The 15,744-nt window shown below is 61.2% G+C and carries 16 protein-coding genes; 6 read left to right on the top strand and 10 right to left on the bottom strand.

Annotated features, from left to right (window positions below; translation table 11 throughout):
- Positions 1-797 precede the first annotated feature (797 nt).
- The 8 genes from C4901_RS09895 to C4901_RS09860 all read right to left on the bottom strand — a co-directional run bounded on the left by C4901_RS09895 (position 798) and on the right by C4901_RS09860 (position 8,303).
- Positions 798-1,265, bottom strand: a complete 468-nt coding sequence (locus C4901_RS09895) for a cupin domain-containing protein (RefSeq protein ID WP_110137190.1) — start codon at positions 1,263-1,265, stop codon at positions 798-800.
- A 135-nt stretch (positions 1,266-1,400) separates the two neighbouring features.
- Positions 1,401-1,598, bottom strand: coding sequence for a DUF2283 domain-containing protein (locus C4901_RS09890; RefSeq protein ID WP_110137189.1), 198 nt, complete (start codon positions 1,596-1,598; stop codon positions 1,401-1,403).
- Positions 1,595-1,831, bottom strand: coding sequence for a hypothetical protein (locus tag C4901_RS09885; RefSeq protein ID WP_110137188.1), 237 nt, complete (start codon positions 1,829-1,831; stop codon positions 1,595-1,597). Before C4901_RS09885 ends, C4901_RS09890 begins: the two co-directional genes overlap by 4 nt.
- Before the next feature lie 540 nt (positions 1,832-2,371).
- The gene (locus C4901_RS09880) at positions 2,372-3,619 is read right to left on the bottom strand and encodes an NAD(P)/FAD-dependent oxidoreductase (RefSeq protein ID WP_110137187.1); all 1,248 of its coding nucleotides are present in this window, start codon (positions 3,617-3,619) and stop codon (positions 2,372-2,374) included.
- Positions 3,612-4,703: a sugar MFS transporter gene (locus tag C4901_RS09875; protein ID WP_205735931.1), complete on the bottom strand. Its 1,092-nt coding sequence runs from the start codon at positions 4,701-4,703 to the stop codon at positions 3,612-3,614. Before C4901_RS09875 ends, C4901_RS09880 begins: the two co-directional genes overlap by 8 nt.
- A 53-nt stretch (positions 4,704-4,756) precedes the next feature.
- Positions 4,757-5,041, bottom strand: coding sequence for a hypothetical protein (locus C4901_RS09870; RefSeq protein WP_145960690.1), 285 nt, complete (start codon positions 5,039-5,041; stop codon positions 4,757-4,759).
- A gap of 122 nt (positions 5,042-5,163) precedes the next feature.
- Positions 5,164-5,949, bottom strand: coding sequence for a 3-oxoacyl-ACP reductase FabG (gene fabG, locus C4901_RS09865; protein ID WP_110137185.1), 786 nt, complete (start codon positions 5,947-5,949; stop codon positions 5,164-5,166).
- On the bottom strand, positions 5,946-8,303 hold the full coding sequence (locus tag C4901_RS09860) for a glycoside hydrolase family 15 protein (RefSeq protein WP_110137184.1): 2,358 nt from the start codon (positions 8,301-8,303) through the stop codon (positions 5,946-5,948). Before C4901_RS09860 ends, fabG begins: the two co-directional genes overlap by 4 nt.
- A 786-nt stretch (positions 8,304-9,089) precedes the next feature.
- Between C4901_RS09860 and C4901_RS09855 the strand changes: the two genes are divergently transcribed.
- The 6 genes from C4901_RS09855 (at position 9,090) to C4901_RS17295 (ending at position 13,897) form a co-directional block, all read left to right on the top strand.
- On the top strand, positions 9,090-9,812 hold the full coding sequence (locus tag C4901_RS09855; RefSeq protein WP_110137183.1) for a YafY family protein: 723 nt from the start codon (positions 9,090-9,092) through the stop codon (positions 9,810-9,812).
- 268 nt (positions 9,813-10,080) lie between these two features.
- Positions 10,081-11,634, top strand: coding sequence for an IS3 family transposase (locus C4901_RS09850; RefSeq protein WP_240611745.1), 1,554 nt, complete (start codon positions 10,081-10,083; stop codon positions 11,632-11,634).
- 28 nt (positions 11,635-11,662) lie between these two features.
- A complete protein-coding gene (locus tag C4901_RS19405) occupies positions 11,663-12,415 on the top strand; it encodes a glutathione S-transferase family protein (protein WP_110137182.1) in 753 nt (250 codons plus the stop codon).
- A gap of 132 nt (positions 12,416-12,547) precedes the next feature.
- On the top strand, positions 12,548-13,108 hold the full coding sequence (locus C4901_RS09840) for a glutathione S-transferase family protein (RefSeq protein WP_370445979.1): 561 nt from the start codon (positions 12,548-12,550) through the stop codon (positions 13,106-13,108).
- Between the two features lie 112 nt (positions 13,109-13,220).
- On the top strand, positions 13,221-13,466 hold the full coding sequence (locus tag C4901_RS09835) for an antitoxin (RefSeq protein ID WP_110137180.1): 246 nt from the start codon (positions 13,221-13,223) through the stop codon (positions 13,464-13,466).
- Between the two features lie 239 nt (positions 13,467-13,705).
- Positions 13,706-13,897, top strand: a complete 192-nt coding sequence (locus C4901_RS17295) for a hypothetical protein (protein WP_145960689.1) — start codon at positions 13,706-13,708, stop codon at positions 13,895-13,897.
- 676 nt (positions 13,898-14,573) lie between these two features.
- On the opposite strand, the gene C4901_RS09825 is transcribed toward C4901_RS17295, so the two are convergent.
- Positions 14,574-15,056, bottom strand: coding sequence for a hypothetical protein (locus tag C4901_RS09825; protein WP_145960688.1), 483 nt, complete (start codon positions 15,054-15,056; stop codon positions 14,574-14,576).
- Between the two features lie 14 nt (positions 15,057-15,070).
- Positions 15,071-15,691 carry a hypothetical protein gene (locus tag C4901_RS09820; RefSeq protein WP_110137177.1) on the bottom strand — a complete coding sequence of 207 codons (621 nt, stop codon included), beginning with the start codon at positions 15,689-15,691 and terminating at the stop codon, positions 15,071-15,073.
- Between the last annotated feature and the right edge of the window lie 53 nt (positions 15,692-15,744).

Raw genomic sequence — 15,744 nt, 5'->3', positions numbered from 1 at the left:
ATAACATGGAGGACGCGGGTATGGGGCTGTCCCAGCCCCTGCCGTGCCGACGTATCTCGCTCACGGCAGCCAGGAGGCATGCCTGATGCCCCATCATGCAAGGCCGTGGTGGCCCGCGAGGTCGCGGGATCGGGCGCTTCCGGGGTCGCCTTATGGCGAGGTGTCGATGGGCCCAAGGGGACATGACGCGGCTATTGGTTGAGGTTCATGATGCGGCCTGCGCCAAATCCGCCGGCAGGGCCGATGCCCGGTGTCACCCGAATGCGTGGGTGCGCGCAAAAGCCCGGCGGGGATCGCGCCATGCCCTCCATCCCCCAAAAGCGCGGGCGATGAGCGAGGTGCACGCAGTCCCTTATGGGCGCGCAGAGGAGGGCATGCCCGTTGAGGATCCGTCGGCGTGCACGGCCGGGCCCTCAGCCCGTGTTGTCCATGGGCCTCGGCTGGCACTTGGCGATTTCCGGGCGAGACGGTGAACCTCTGATGCGGCTGGCAGTCCTCTGCGCGTGTGCCGAGACCTCTCCATGCTCGCGGGCATGTGACGCGCCTCATTAAAGAATATGGAGTTGACATCCTCCTCGCCCAGATGGGCCATGCGGCCCACAATGGCGGCGGGGTTTTCCGCGCAATTTTCTGGTAAAGGTGTGTTTGCCGGGTTGTCGCCTCCCGGGGTCCGTGGTGTAGGTCGCCGAGACGGTTCGGTCGCCCGGAAATCGGCGCGGCTCTCCGGTCCCTCGGGTCGAGACCGGCATCCACATCCATGCGCCGCCCGAGATGGGCGATCAAGGGCACGGGTGCCGTCAGTACGGCCGGCCATCCTTATGCGCCAGCTGCCATGCCCCCTTGACGAATCGGGCCTTCAGGTCGTCGTAGGGGTATGATGTCTCATCGCCTTCCGTGCGATCCCCGACTTCAAGATAAATGACCGGTTCGCGGGAGCGATTGATGAGCTGGTGCGCAATGCCATCGCCCGCTTTGAACCCCACGCAGTCCCCGGGCTTCAGCGTGTATTCCGCTTTGTCCAGCACGAGGGTTGGAGTGCCCTCCACGATATACACGAATTCGTCTTGTTTCGAGTGGTGGTGGAGAAGCGCGGACAGGGCCCCGGGCGCAAGTTCGGTGAGATTGACGCCAAAATTCGTAAGACCGAAATGATCGCCGAGCTTGCGTTTCATCCGACCCGCAACACGCGCGGCAAAGGGATGCGGGTAGACCGTTGTCTTGTCGGGCGGCGGAATGGACGCCGCTTTGACGGGGGCTTGTTTCATATTGGCTTCCTGTATAAACGCACCTTCATCCGCGATCCGCTGCCTACTCGCTGAGGGGCGTCGCTCGCTGCGCGCCCGCGATGCGTTTGTGATCTCGCCAAGGTCGCGGCGCGTGTCTGAAAGCAAGATTGACGCTTAGGCTGCTACCTGTTCAAAGGAAAACTGAGGGATATCCGCGCGGTCACTGGCGTGCTCAATGGTGATACCGCAGATTTGGCCCTGCGTATCAATATCCAGCAACGTGTTCTCATCAAGATCCCGTGTTTCCGCGATATCCGCAGAACGAAACTCAATATAAAGCGTATCGGTGTCCCGGAAGTATTGGATTTTCATGGTGTGAATCTCCGGTCAAAGAAGGCGTTGTGAACCGTTTCCCCAGCTAACAACAAGACCACGCGCAAATACTTGTTGCCCGCCTCGGGAATCATACCCCATCGGTGAATACGCCCGTCATTCTGCGTGATTTCCTTTAAGGGGTAGCGCATGACGGTCTCGATCCATTCTATTTCAATGGTGATGCGATCTGGACGCTGACGTATGGCCTCAAAGTATCTGGTGGTTTTCATCCCAACCCCCTCACCAAATCTTTCGCCTTGAGATCAGTATAGCGCTTCCGCCTGTGCTGAGTCTTGTGCCCCGCGATCGAAGCCGCCTCCATGGGATTAAGGCCCTTCTCAAATAGCCGGCCGCCCGCCGCGTGGTGCCGATCATGGATGATCTTTCCCAGAAACCACGGACACCCGGTTAAGACACATGGTACTGCTCGAAGTTTTCGGAAGCGAGATACCCGAGACACAGAGTATGGGTGCTTGCGATCGTAGAGACTGTAATGATTTTGCATACGGCTTTCTTCCTTGCCCAGCGTTTGTTTCCAGTGCGGCCGCGGCACGCCGCACGGGAGGTCCCGGGTCAACTGGTTTTAGCCCACCAGCCAATTGCGCCCGGAGCGGTCCGTCGCCTACCGGCCAGGGTGGCCCGGAATGCCGGCGCGCGGATAGCCTTGATCTTGCGGTCGATCCCGATGCGCGTGCCTTGGCTCAAAGGTGTATGAAAACAGGGGCAAAAGGCGGAAAGAGCCACTGCGTTCGTAAGTGCGTCGATACCTGTCAGGGTTGTCCCTTGCGGATGATTTCTATGGCATTTCCGTGGCTTCCGTAGTCGGCCGCCCAGTCAATAAGGGTCAGGACACGATTGCGCGTACCCATGATGCGATAAAGATGCAGACCGATCCATAAAAGCCAGGCGCCGGGGCCTCGCCAGCGTATGTGCCAGCGGTCGATTTGGCAGACGGCGTCGTAGCGGCCCAGCACCACCATGCTGCCGGGATCTCGGTAGATGAAAGGAGGTGGCGGAGGGCGTTGCAGGAGCGCGGCGCGAATGACCGTCGCCGCGTACCGCCCGCTTTCAATAGCAAGCGGTGCCACCTGGGGCCACGGAGGTTGATGGCGCGAGGCGAGACCATCACCGACCACGAAGACCTCGGGGTGATCGCTCACCCGGAGCCGGGCATCTGTGACGACGCGACCGCTGTGGGGATCCGCTCCTGGCAGGGCGGCTGTCAGTGGGTGGGCGCGTACGCCGGCCGTCCACACCAGGGTGCGGGCCGGCAAGGGTGCGACCGAGGGGCTTTGTACCGTCTGGCCGTCATAGGCGGTAACATGCGTATCGAACAGAATATCGCCGTGCAGTGCCCGGATCTTGGCGGCGGCTGCCGCCTGCAGCGACGGCGCAAAACCCGGTAGCAGTGCCGATCCCCCTTGAATCAGCACAACGCGCGGTGGGGTCTTCTGGAGGTCGGGGTAACGTCTGCGTATCAGGATCCGTATGAGTTCCAGGAGGGCCGCGGCGAACTCCACCCCAGTGGCACCCCCTCCGGCGACCACAAACGTAAGCCAAGCCGAGCGCTCGGCGGCGGCTGTGCAGCTCATGGCCCGTTCAAAGGCATAAAGAATGCGCGAGCGCGCCTGTTCGGCGACTTCCACCCCCTTCAGGTCGAAGGCATGCAGGGCCAGGTCGGCATGACCAAAGAAATTCGTGACGCTGCCCAAGGCCACTATCAGATAATCATAGGAGAGGGTGGCGTTTTCGGCGAGCTGGACAGTGCGAGCGGCGAGGTCGATGGCAAGGACACGCCCCAGCCGAAAGTGTGCGCCGGTCGGTGCCAGCAATGGCCGCAGCGGCGTGGCGATTGCCTCTGTCGGCAGTTCGCCGGTGGCGACCTGATAGAGGAGCGGTTGGAACAGGTGGTAATTGTTGTGATCAACGAGCGTCACGGTGCAAGGGGTGCCTTGTAGTGCCCGTGCCGCCGCGAGCCCGGCAAATCCCCCTCCGAGAATCAGCACGTGTTTAGCCATGACGGATCTCTGGCGCCAGCGTCCGGCTGTTGCGCCAGGCGAGCACCATCAGCGGGATCGCCCACAGGGCGGACAGGTGATAGATCGTTGCCAGCGACAGCCAGTGTTGCAATGGACCCAAACCAAATGAACCGATCCCTTCGCCGATCATAAGGCTGCCAACCAAGAGGCCGGCCATCTGCGTGCCTTCCTGGGGGTGGGATGCGATGCCATAGCTCATGGAGTAAGGATAATAAATGCCGCAGGCTGCGCCGGCGACGGCGAAGCCCAGCAAGAAGTGCGTGCCTGACCGCAGTTCCGGGATCACCAGAAAGCAGGTGGCTATACCAAGCGGCACGGCTTGGTAGAGGAGGCGCCGATGGATGAAGTGATCGATCGCGCCGAACACAAAACGCGCAACCGTCATGCCGCCCCAGAAAAGCGACAAAGCCAGCGCGCCGGTGGCCGCCGGCAGGTGGTGGTCGACACTCACGAGGACATTGGCCCAGCTGCCAAAACTGCCTTCGCAAATCGCGTACAGCAGGATGGCTGCGGCAAACGGCAGCATCGATGGACGCCAGGCGCGCAGTCCACCCCGTTCAGGTGCGCTGTCTTCCGGTTCGGGCAAGAGGGGAAGAATGAGCCAGGCAAGGCACAGAAGGGCTGGCCACAGCACCCACGCCAGGACATGACCGAAACCTGCGAGCAGGAGAGGGGACATAGCCGTGGCGCCGCCAATGACGGCATTCAGGATCGTCACCGCGCTGGTGGCGGATTTCTGGAAGAGACGGGAGGCGGCGCGATTGATCATGGCATTGGTGAGACCAAAACCAATCCCCAGCATCAGGGTTTCGGTCAGCAGCAGGATGACCACCAGGGTGCCGTGCGCAAAAAAGGCTGCAACAAGCAGCGCCATGGCGACGGCGTTGGCCATGGCGCCCAGGCGGAACAGGCCGGTGGTCTGAAAGCGCAGCAAGAGCGCCCCTGCGGCCAGGGCCGCCACGATCGCGCCCAGGATCTCAGGGAAGTACAAAAGACCATAGGTGCTATTATTCAGATGGTAGGGTGCACGGTGCAGGATGCCGCCGAGCGCCGGAATCAGCACAAACGCCGATCCTTGCAGGAAGCCCGCGCTGTAAATGGCAGCTGCCCCGCGCCTCACCACGTCCCCTCATTCCCGGTTGTGCATGTAGGGTCGGCCACGCGCAGGGCATTGGCTATCATGATCAGCGGGGGATGGGCGGCGCTCATGTCCTTGGTATGGCGGCGCGCCCGAAAATCGGTCTTGCGGCGGCGCACGATGGCGGCTTCGTAAAACCCGGCGTTACCGCTCGCGTGATGATCCATTGCCGCCGTGAGCGGTCCTCCGCGCTGTTCACGCCCGGTGTCACCGGCGTCAAACGGCGCTTGCCGGATACCGCTTCCGGTTGTCCTTTGGCCCATTCGCGCACCTGGTAGTGACCTTGCTCCATGACTAAGATCCATAGCGCCGAACAAGCGGGCACCCGCGCGGGGATGCCGCCGCCGATGTCTGGACCGATAACCAGAATGTCGGTACCTATACGCTACCCGCCATGTCGGAATTCCGGATAGATCAGCATGCCACCATCGACGGCTATGGTGGTACCGGTAATGTAACTTGCCAGATCGCTTGCCAGGAAGGTCACCACCGAGGCGATCTCTGTGGGTGTACCGAGGCGCCCCATAGAAATCTTGTCATCGAGATCCTTGAGGGCATTCGGATCATTCCAGACCGCCTCGTTGATCGGCGTCTGGATGGCGCCCGGTGCGATCGCCACCACGCGGATCGCCTTGTCGGCGGTTTCCTGGGCCAGGGTTTTGGTGAACATCGACAAGCCGGCCTTGGCGCTCGTGTAAGCGCTATAGCCTTCCCAGGGAATGAATTCATGGACTGATGTGATATTGATGATGACTCCGCGCCTGGCCTTGATCATGTGAGGGAGGACGGCTCGCGCGCAGTAATAGGGTCCGAGCAGGTCGACGGCCAGAACTTTCTGCCAGTGTGCGGGGTCGTCTTCGCCGACCGGTGCCCGTTGACCATCGAAGCCCGCGTTATTGACAAGGATGTCGAGTCCTCCCAGGGCAGCGCTCGCTTGCTGCATGAGGGTAGTGACGGCGGCGGGATCGGAGAGGTCAGCGGCGAAGGCCTGAGCCTTGCCGCCTTGGCTGGTGATGGTTTGCACCACCGCCTCGGCTTGCGCTTGTCCCTTGCAGTAATGAACCGCTATCTGGGCGCCCGCCTGGGCCAGCATTTCCGCCATCGCCCGCCCCAGACCCCCGCTCGCCCCTGTCACGAGCGCCCGCCGCCCGGAAAGATCTACCGTAATCATGCGCTACCTCCTGTGATATCGATGTGAATATCTTCGCCGAGCCAAGTGCCGTCTGCCCAGTGAATCGTGAAATCCATGACGGTGCCGGCCGTCATCGTCCGCGTCGGCAGGATTGCCAGATGGGCGAGACCATAATCTTCGGATGGGATGTCGGTCAGGTCCCGCCAGCCGTTGTGACCGAAATGTACGACAAATGGTGTCGGCAGCAGGACGCGCAGTTCCTCATCGGCCTTGATGTCGCGTGGGCGTTCTTTCAGGGTCCATAGACGAAAATCGAGATGGGGCCGCAGGCCCTGGTAACGCGCGAACGTGTGAACCGGACGGTCGACCGGATATCCGAGCAGGTGGCTGTGACAGAGCTTGACGAATTCGGCGTGCGCCCAAACCAAAGGCATCGCCGACCCGCTCGGCGCGCCGGGAAATAGCCCGCGTTCGGGTATGGGCGGGCTATCCCAGACCTGCTCGGGCAAGAGTCCGCCGGCCCCCGTCATGCGACTCATCGCCTGCAGGTAGGGCAACGGGTCTTCGCCCGCGCAGATCGCGTAGTGGCCGCGTTCTCCCACCAAAAGCGGCCAGCCGCGTCCGACGCCGCTGCCATCGAAAGGGGAGCCGTCGATATGTTCACCATAACCATCGTCATTGTAGCGATGCCAGACAGGGCCGCTTGGGGTGTCGCTCTTTAGCAGGCCATCCATGACGACGATAGACTCCGCTATCCGCGGATCGTCTGCGCGGCGCAAGCCGTAGCGGACAAGCTGCAAAAAATCGTTGGAGACCTGCTTATCGGCGGCCAGCTGCGGATTGTCTGACCGGTTCTTGATCGGCACCATCTCCTGGTCGGCACGACAGTCGCGCAGTATGTCGGCGGGGGTCACGCGGATATAGTGGCCGGTGACCCCAAACTGGTGGGCAAAGTCGCCCCCCTTGGCATAGGTCCAGGCCTCGATGCGCGTATTCCAGTGATCGGCGACCATCAGTGCGAGCGCGCGCGCCTTATCGTCGAGGTAGGGGGCGCCTTCCACGAGCGCTGCGATCACGACCGCCAGAGTAAAGGCGTTGATACCGCTGTCTTCTTCCCACCGGTCCTGGCGGGTGACGGGGCCCTCGCGAACGATAAAGCGCAGTGCCCGAAAAACCATGTCGCGGATGGGGATATCGTTCAGTGCGTGCTGGGCGTCAAGGGCGGCGGCCAACAGTACAGGAAATCCGGCCTCATCGAGTTGCACGCCTTGCCAAAAGGGTTTTCCACCAAGCCATTGATTCTGAAACCAGTGACCGTCGGCCTGCTGGGTGCTGATGAGGTAGGTGAGGACCTGGCGGGCCTCGACGTGAGCGCCGATGGCAAGCAGGGCCCCGGCGCTCTCCACCAGGTCGCGTGACCATACGAGGTGATAGCCACCCAGGCTATCACTGGCCTCGCCCCAGGGGATCGACAGACTGGCCACCAAGGCCCCGGGGAAGGTGCGGTCTTCGTGAATCTTCAGCACATTGGCCGAACGGATATAAAGGGTCTCGATGGCGGCCGGTAGATGGCGGGCGAGTTGCGAGGGCGGGGGATGGCTCGCATGCCAGGCCTGCCAGCGTGCGGTATAGAGATTGAGACATGGGCCGAATCCCTGGGCAAGTGATGACCAGGCGTTGGTGGCGGCCGCCTCCTTGCTGCTGCCAAGGCCAAGTGCCAGTGTCCCGGAGCGTGGAAGTTCCGCAGCCAGGGCTACTTCGCCGGGCCCCGCTTCGTCGTACTGCCAGGACATGCGCCCATGCTGATGAAAGTCCTGCCAGAGATCACTGACCCCTACCTCGCCCACTGAACGGCAGATAAGAGCCGCGTCGCCATTTGCTGTTCGGCAAGTCAAAGCGAGACCAAATGGTCCCTGTTCCGCCCACAACACGGGACGCCCGGCCCATGTGCCGGCCCATGCATGGTTACGTTGCGCATCCTCGCCGAGGCGAGCTGCACACAGGACATAGGGACGCATGGCGTTGTCACCGCGGAGTGTGAAATCGATCAGCAGGACGTCGCGTTGGGGATCGGGACAGACGCGGAATGTCATTTCGAAGCGGGGATGATGGTGGGTCGTGGTGGGCAGAGGCACGTGGGGGTCGTGGAAGTCGATATGGGGATCCGGTAGGGTCTTCAGTTCCTGCCAGAATCCTTGATCGTCGGCGATGATAAAGCCGAGGTCACGGATCTGCGGAATATCGATGCTGGGGTAAAAGACCTCGGTGACGATACCGTGTCCCATCGTGAACCAGACCTTGGAGGCGCCCAGCGCTGTGCCGACACAATCTTTGCGGGCGGTCGACCAGACGGGATGCCGCCATGTGGCAGATGGTGCCTTGCGTGAATACATGGGGGAGTCCTCCCGGGATCTTGTTTTGTTCCTTATCTTGATAGGGGTAGACCGCAGGCGGCCTCAAAAGTGCAATGGGAGGAGTGATCTTCCTCAGTCCTCTGTATTATGCGCTTTTATCTGGGGATCGATGCGGGCGGCCCTCGTTTGGCAAGGTGGCGGTGCCGCGCGCACGTGGCATATCCGCTGCGCGCCGGATCCCCGTCGGCGCGATCAAGCGCGCGCTGGCTCTCGATGTGCGCTGCGGAATGTCCGTTTCGCCCTAGCCCATGCGACCCGCGGCCTTCGTGCCGGTCGTGGTCCCGCTCTGGGAGTTGCCATAGTTATTTGGGGGATTGCGAGGCCCGTTGCTTCGCACTTGAGCGAACGCTTGGCGTTGATCGGCGCCTGCATCCGACCACAGACGCCCCGTCCCGCCGCCCTCGCAAGCCATGCCAGGCCGCTTTCTGAGAGGCTGTACCTGTTACAATCCCGTCGCGGGGAACTCGCGGCGTGGGTGCGCGCGGCGATGTGTGAGACCCGATGGCGTGGCGCCACGAAACGGGAATTCGAGACGATGTCCCGGGGCCGGAAGGAATTGGCCGCCCCGGGCATTGGTGTCGAGGGGTTGCATCGCGGTCGCATCTCGCGCGGGCGCGAAGTGCCGCCTGGGTCGAGATCTATTGGGCGCGAAAGAGGGTCTCGCGCCCTAAGACTCCGGTCTCGTCAGCATAAGGCCTAAAGACCGGGCGGCCTTCAGGCGCATAGGGTATGTCTCGGTATAACGGAGTACCAAGGTTCGCAATCATGAGCAAAACAACGCGTCTTTTTAAGCTCATGGACGCTTTGCGCGGCCGGAGACGCGCCGTCGCGGCGGCGCAGCTGGCCGAGGAGCTCTCCGTATCCCTGCGCACGGTCTATCGCGATGTGCAGACACTGGTCGGGCTCGGCGCACCCATAGATGGCGAGGCGGGGGTCGGTTATCGGCTGCGTGCCGGGTTCTTCCTGCCGCCACTCATGTTCAACGCCGAGGAACTGGAGGCGCTTGTTCTCGGCACTCGCTGGGTGAAAGGGCAAGGCGACCCGACGCTTGCGCGGGCTGTCGATTCGGCGTTGGCGAAGATCGCCACCGCATCGCCCAAAGACCTGCGCGAAGAGATCGCCGAGATCGGCCTGTGGGCGCCAAGATTCGGGAAAGCAACGGAACAGGTGACTAGCCTGGGCGCTCTCAGGGAGGCCATCCGTCATGAGCGCAAGCTCAAGATCCGTTACGTTAATCTCGCCGGAGTCGAAACGGAGCGTGTGATCTGGCCGGTGGCGCTCGCATTCTTCGAGGGTGTGCAGCTGGTGGCCGCCTGGTGCGAGTTGAGAGGAGACTTCCGGCACTTCCGCGCTGACCGGATCGCGCGTCTTGAGACCACCGGCGCCACGTATCCTCGGCCACGGAGGGAGCTCGCAAGGCTTTGGGAACAACAGCGTGAAGCACGCAATCCCGCCGGTAGGGCGGACGACACTGCTGACAGAAACTGACGCGACCGGGGCTTAGCATGTTTCTACGGGTTCCCACTATTGCGAGGAGGCAGCGTGATGCGCCTGTACCACCATCCATACTCCCCCCGCTGTCAGACTACCTGTCGCCTCTTGTATGAAACCCTTGGGGGCAGAAAGAGAGTCGACAACCATGATGCGCTACGCCAAAGAACGGAAGGAGTCGGTGATCCGCAAGATGCCCCCCGCTGTCAGACTACCTGTCGCCTCTTGTATGAAACCCTTGGGGGCAGAAAGAGAGTCGACAACCATGATGCGCTACGCCAAAGAACGGAAGGAGTCGGTGATCCGCAAGATGCTGGCCACCCCTGACCTGTCCATCCCAGAGCTCGCCCGGGAGACGGGCATCTCTTGCTGGACGCTGTATGATTGGCGCAAGACAATACGCCCAAAGGAGGCAGCGGATATGCCGGGAGGAAGGCCGCCCGTGAAACGCCAGGCCGCGCAGAAGCTTACCGTGGTGGTGGAGACCGCGGGCTTGAATGAAGCCGAGCTCGGCGAATATTGCCGCCGACACGGCCTCTACCCCGAGGAGGTCAAGGCATGGCGCACGGACGCCTGTCAGGCCCTGGAGGGTGGGTCCATATCCACCAAGGCGCACCGGGAAGCGCTTATGGCCGAGCAGAGGCAGCGCAAGGTCCTAGAGCGTGAGCTCGCCCGCAAGGACAAGGCGCTGGCGGAGACCGCCGCGCTGCTTGCCTTACGAAAAAAAGCCGCGGCGATCTGGGGGACGAGGAGGACGCATGATCAGCACCCCAGATCGCCAAGCCGCCGTTATGCTGATTCACGAGGCCGTAGCCGCCGGGGCCCGCAAGCGGGTCGCCTGCAGAGAGCTTGGTATTACACTTCGGACCTTGGAGCGCTGGACGCAGACGGGGGTCGTGGGCTCCGACCGGCGGCCGCAGGCGCATCGGCCCGTACCCCCAATCGCCTCTCGGAGGCCGAGCGGGCCGAAGCCCTGCGTGTGGTCAACGAACCGCGCTTTGCAAGCCTGCCGCCTACCCAGATCGTGCCACGGCTGGCCGACGAGGGGCGCTATATCGCCTCCGAATCCACGCTCTATCGCCTGCTGCGCGCCGCCAACCAGCTGGCGCACAGGGGCCGCGCGAAGACGCCCGATACCCGTCCCATCCCACGTCACCGCGCGCGGGGCGCCAATACGCTGTGGTGCTGGGACATCTCATACCTGCCCGGCCCCGTAAGCGGCCAATTCTTCTTTCTGTATCTCGTGCTCGACATCTACTCGCGCAAGATCGTCGCCCACGAGGTCCATGAGGAGGAGTCCGGGGATCACGCCGCCGCCCTGATCCGTCAGGCACTCGTGCGCGAGGGCGTGACGGACAGGCGGCCGCTCGTACTCCATCAGGATAACGGCAGTCCCATGAAGGCCTCCACCTTCGTCGCGACCCTCGATGCGCTCGGCGTGCGTCGTTCGTACAGCCGTCCGGGTGTGTCCGACGACAACGCCTATGCCGAAAGCCTGTTCCGCACCTGCAAATACCGCCCCGGCTATCCGGGCGCCTTCGGAAGCCTCGCAAAGGCGCGAGCCTGGATGCTCGCCTTCGTGCGTTGGTATAACCACCACCACAAGCATCGCAACCTGAAATTTGTGAGTCCCGCGGAGCGTCATACGGGCGCCGACCACGCCATCTTCGCCCATCGCACCCGGATCTACGAGGCCGCCCGCGCGCAACATCCCGAACGCTGGAGCCGTAGCATCCGGAACTGGTCCTTGCCTGCCGAAGTATGGCTCAATCGCCCGACCGAGGAGTGCCAAGACACCTCACAATGCGACGCGGCCTAAACCGGAACTGGTCCTTGCCTGCCGAAGTATGGCTCAATCGCCCGACCGAGGAGTGCCAAGACACCTCACAATGCGACGCGGCCTAAATGATCAGGCGACAGGTACCTTGACAGCCGCCGACTCCGACAACGCCCGCCGAGCGGTCATGACGGTGCGGCATCTCAACGCATCGATTGATCTGGCCCTCGTCGATTGGCAAAAAGGGGAGCAGCATCGGCCGCGTTTTGTGAAATGGAATCCCAACGGCCGCGCGCCCGCGCGCGAAGACAACGGTTTCGTCCTGCGGGAATCCCATGCCATCAGGCAGTATCTGGCGGACAAGCCGCCGAGGCAGACCATTCATCTGGCGAAGACGCGCGTGCGGGCCGACGTCAACCACTGGCTCTCCTGGTGCGGCCCACATCTCACGCTGGCCGTTGGGAGTCTGCATAGGGAGTATGCCATAAAGGGCGCGACCGGACGGAGGCCCCAGACCGTGCTGCAGTCCAGCGCGACGAAGACATGGTCCGCGAGTTCGGCAAGGTCCTCGATACACACCTCACCGGTCGAGGACGGGTTTGTGACAGCGCAGCCGCGCTCACGGATCTCGCTATTGTCACCCCCTTTACGGGTTTGCGGACCGCTGACGCGCCCAAGAGGCTCCTCATTGGCTCGTTCGCCCACATGCGCCGTTGGCGGCCCGGAGTGCAGGCCCTCGATGCCCGAAAGGGAACGGGTGTTGCCGTGGCGCATGCGGGCAGCTCATGAACACGGCGCAGGCATGCACGCCCATCGCGCATAACGCGCACGTTCGGGTCCATGTAGCGCACGGCTTACCCAATCACCCGTCACTTATATAATGAGATTCACTGTGAACCCCAATACGTTGACCTTCTATACAAACCCCCAATCGCGCGGACGAATCGTACGCTGGATGCTCGAAGAGGTGGGTGTCCCTTATGAAGCGGTGGTGCTCGACTTTGCGACGACGTTGAAGGGTGCGGACTACCACGCCATCAACCCCATGGGCAAAGTTCCAGCTATCCGCCATGGCGACACCGTCGTCACCGAGGTGGCGGCGATCTGCGCCTATCTGGCCGATGCCTTTCCGGCGGCGGGACTCGCGCCGCCGCCCCTCAGTCGTGAGCGCGGGCCGTACTATCGCTGGCTTTTCTTTGTTGCGGGCCCTCTCGAAGCCGCGACGAGTAATAAGGCGCTTGGTTTCATCGTGCCGCCGGAGCGCGAGCGCATGATCGGCTACGGCCGTTACGAAGATGTCATGGATGCCCTTGAGGCGGTGACGCAGGGGGCGCGACCGTATTTGCTGGGTGACCAGTTTACCGCGGCCGATGTGTACGTCGGTTCCCATCTGGCGTACGGCATGCAGTTTGGCACCATCGAAGCGTGTCCGGCGTTCGAGTGTTATTGTGCGACACTCGCCGCTCGACCGGCGAGACAGCGTGCTATCCGGATTGATGACGCGTTGGCGCAGTAGGGGAGACGTGGGCACTTGGGATTGGCCTCGATGTGGGGCGTATGCCGCGCCGGTGTGGTGTGGATCTACACATTATTGCCAGCAGACGCGGTATTAACTGGTATCATGAATCATGCGTACCACTGTCGACATTGATGATCCGATCCTTAAGAAGTTAAAGCGCCCGCAGCGGCGTGAGGGCAAGTCTCTGGGACGGTTGGTATCAGATCTGCTGGCCCTTGCGCTCGCGACCACCCGGGAGCGCGGTTCACAACCGGCGGCGCCGGTTTTCACATGGATCGCGCGACCGATGCGTGGACGTGTCGATCTGGCCGATAAGCACGCGCTCATCGATACCAGGGACGACCTGAGGCGATGAGCTTCAGCGTCGACATCACGATATTGCTATACGTCTCCGTACGATAGCATCCTATTGTATGAGAAAGCTGCGGCGTTCCTAGAGAAAAGCGCCAATGGGCGCGAGTTGCTCTGTTTTGCGTAGCTCACATTATGAGCTGTCTGCGCATGGCGACCCGCCCAAACATTTTCGAACGGCCACTCATGCACGACGGAGCAATGTGCAACGTCGAGGTACTACATAGTCTCCCGCATTGCCGCGTGATCGGCGAGGAGGAGGATCGGTTCTGGGAGATCTACCGCAAGATGATCGTCGATGTGCCGACGCGCGGAAATCTGGTTCTCGATGCGTACCTTGCATCGATACTTGCAGGCAACGGTGTCACGACGTATACCCGCGATCGCGATTTCCCCGAGTTCTCGGTCCTTAAAGTACGCGATCCACGGGCCTAAAAGAATGCATCTGCATGGTGGCGTCTTACGGCCGGGACCATGCAGACGGCAGTGACATTCGATGCAACCATTGCGGAGAGGAGATTGACCTCGTTCGAGTCGTACCGGTATGGTGCGGGTAAAATTGCGCGGGAACGCTCACGTTCGGCACAAAGCGGACCTCGGGTTGTCGGTTACACGGACAATGCGACGCGCGCGATCAGTCCTCGAAGCGACGGACACTACGGTAAGCCGCATGCCGCTGCTCGAATGTTTCGAAGGCGAGATACTAGAGGCCAGGGTATGGGTGCCTGTGATCCTAAGGACTGTACTGATTGCTTATGCCGGTTTCTTTACATCCGGGTGTAGTGAGAAGCGCTTGGCAGGGATAGTCACGACCTTCGCTGCGTGCCATGGAGAGCGGAGCGGGGGCGCGTAGTCCGCGGGACCAGCCATGCGGCCAGATGGATAATGCGTCGTGTGCCTGGACGATTCCCGTGAATCCCGCGGGGCTCAAGCGCAGTGGCCTGGAGACCCGGAACATCGTGTTCCAGGACCTCCGCCACCCATATGCGGTCTTGCGGTCACCGCAATCTTACGCTGGTAGTTGAGGTCTTCTTAGGACTCCTGCACAAAAAGCCCATTAAATCGCTCGTTGCTACAGCGTTTGTCTTACCAAATAGGTCTCAAACACTATTCAATTCACGGCCCTACCAGCTCCCTCTTTCGATTCCGGGACCTCTTGTCTGAGACGGATCACAGGCGGTGCATTGAAGATTTCCAGGACATCATTGAAGCGCTGCTCCATGTCTTCGCTCATGCGGCGCAGGATGCGGTAATATGGTGATTGCGTTTCAAGGAGTTCACGATCCGAAAGCTTTTTGTTCGGAGACATGCCTGTGCTTTCCTTCTTTGTGATACCAGAATCGTTTGTCACGAGATGGCCTACAACATCCTTGCTCTTTGGCAGCGCCTTAAAAATTCCGCTGATGCCATCCAAACACAGCGTTCCAAACATATCTCTAAGTGTCAGTCGCGAGAGCCCTCTGAGCGCCTGGTGCTGCAGGCCCGGATTCTCTTTTAGGCTTATTATGGCAGCTCGATGGCTCGTAGTTGGATCGTCCTCAACACTCGTCAGGCTCTGCTCCCCGCGGGACAGATTATAGGTGGCCCGGATCATGCTGATATAGGAGATCAGCGAGGAAACTTCTGCCTTGCCGGCTGTGTTATAGGGGAAGTAGGCGTTTTTCCCAAATTTTCCTCTACCAAAGGCGCCAGTAGCGGGTCTTCCGGTATCTGATCCAGGACCTTGAAGAAGGCATGGAAGCCAAGCGGCATTCCCTTGATGGCATTAGTCCAGAGGTCGTCTACCTCAGTGTCTGTCCAGGCGCGGTCCTTGGGGCCCGCTGATACGCGAGGTTCTATCGACTTGAAGGCGTAGGCAATCCTTGCCGCGGAACTATGCAGGGCTATCAGGAGTTGTGAGGAATTCCGGAGATACTCTTCTAGTCTATTGAGGCGGGATACATCGGCATTGTGTTTATGCGAGTGGGTCTGCATGTCCGCCAATTGATCCATGTGTTCTGCGTAAATCAGCAAAACCCAGGTGACCGCGAATATCGCGCCTGCTCCAAAAATAGCTTGGACGATGCTTGCAAACGTCAGTTGTCGCACCAAGCCACCGGAGACACCAGAACACAGACTTTGAGTGATCTTAAAGGATATGATCGTTAGTATTGCAAATATGAGGAACGCGGTTAGAAGGCTTGTCCAATGGCGCATGTAGTGGTCCCAGAGCGTTTTGTTATTTCCCACAAGCGTAATCGACTTTCATGTAAAGACGCAAATCGGCTCCGGAGCACGTAATG

This window comes from Acidiferrobacter sp. SPIII_3 (assembly GCF_003184265.1).
In the GTDB taxonomy this organism is placed as follows: Bacteria; Pseudomonadota; Gammaproteobacteria; order Acidiferrobacterales; family Acidiferrobacteraceae; genus Acidiferrobacter.
Note: the sequence above shows the minus strand (reverse complement) of the source record. Positions and strands in the feature narration are given on the sequence as shown.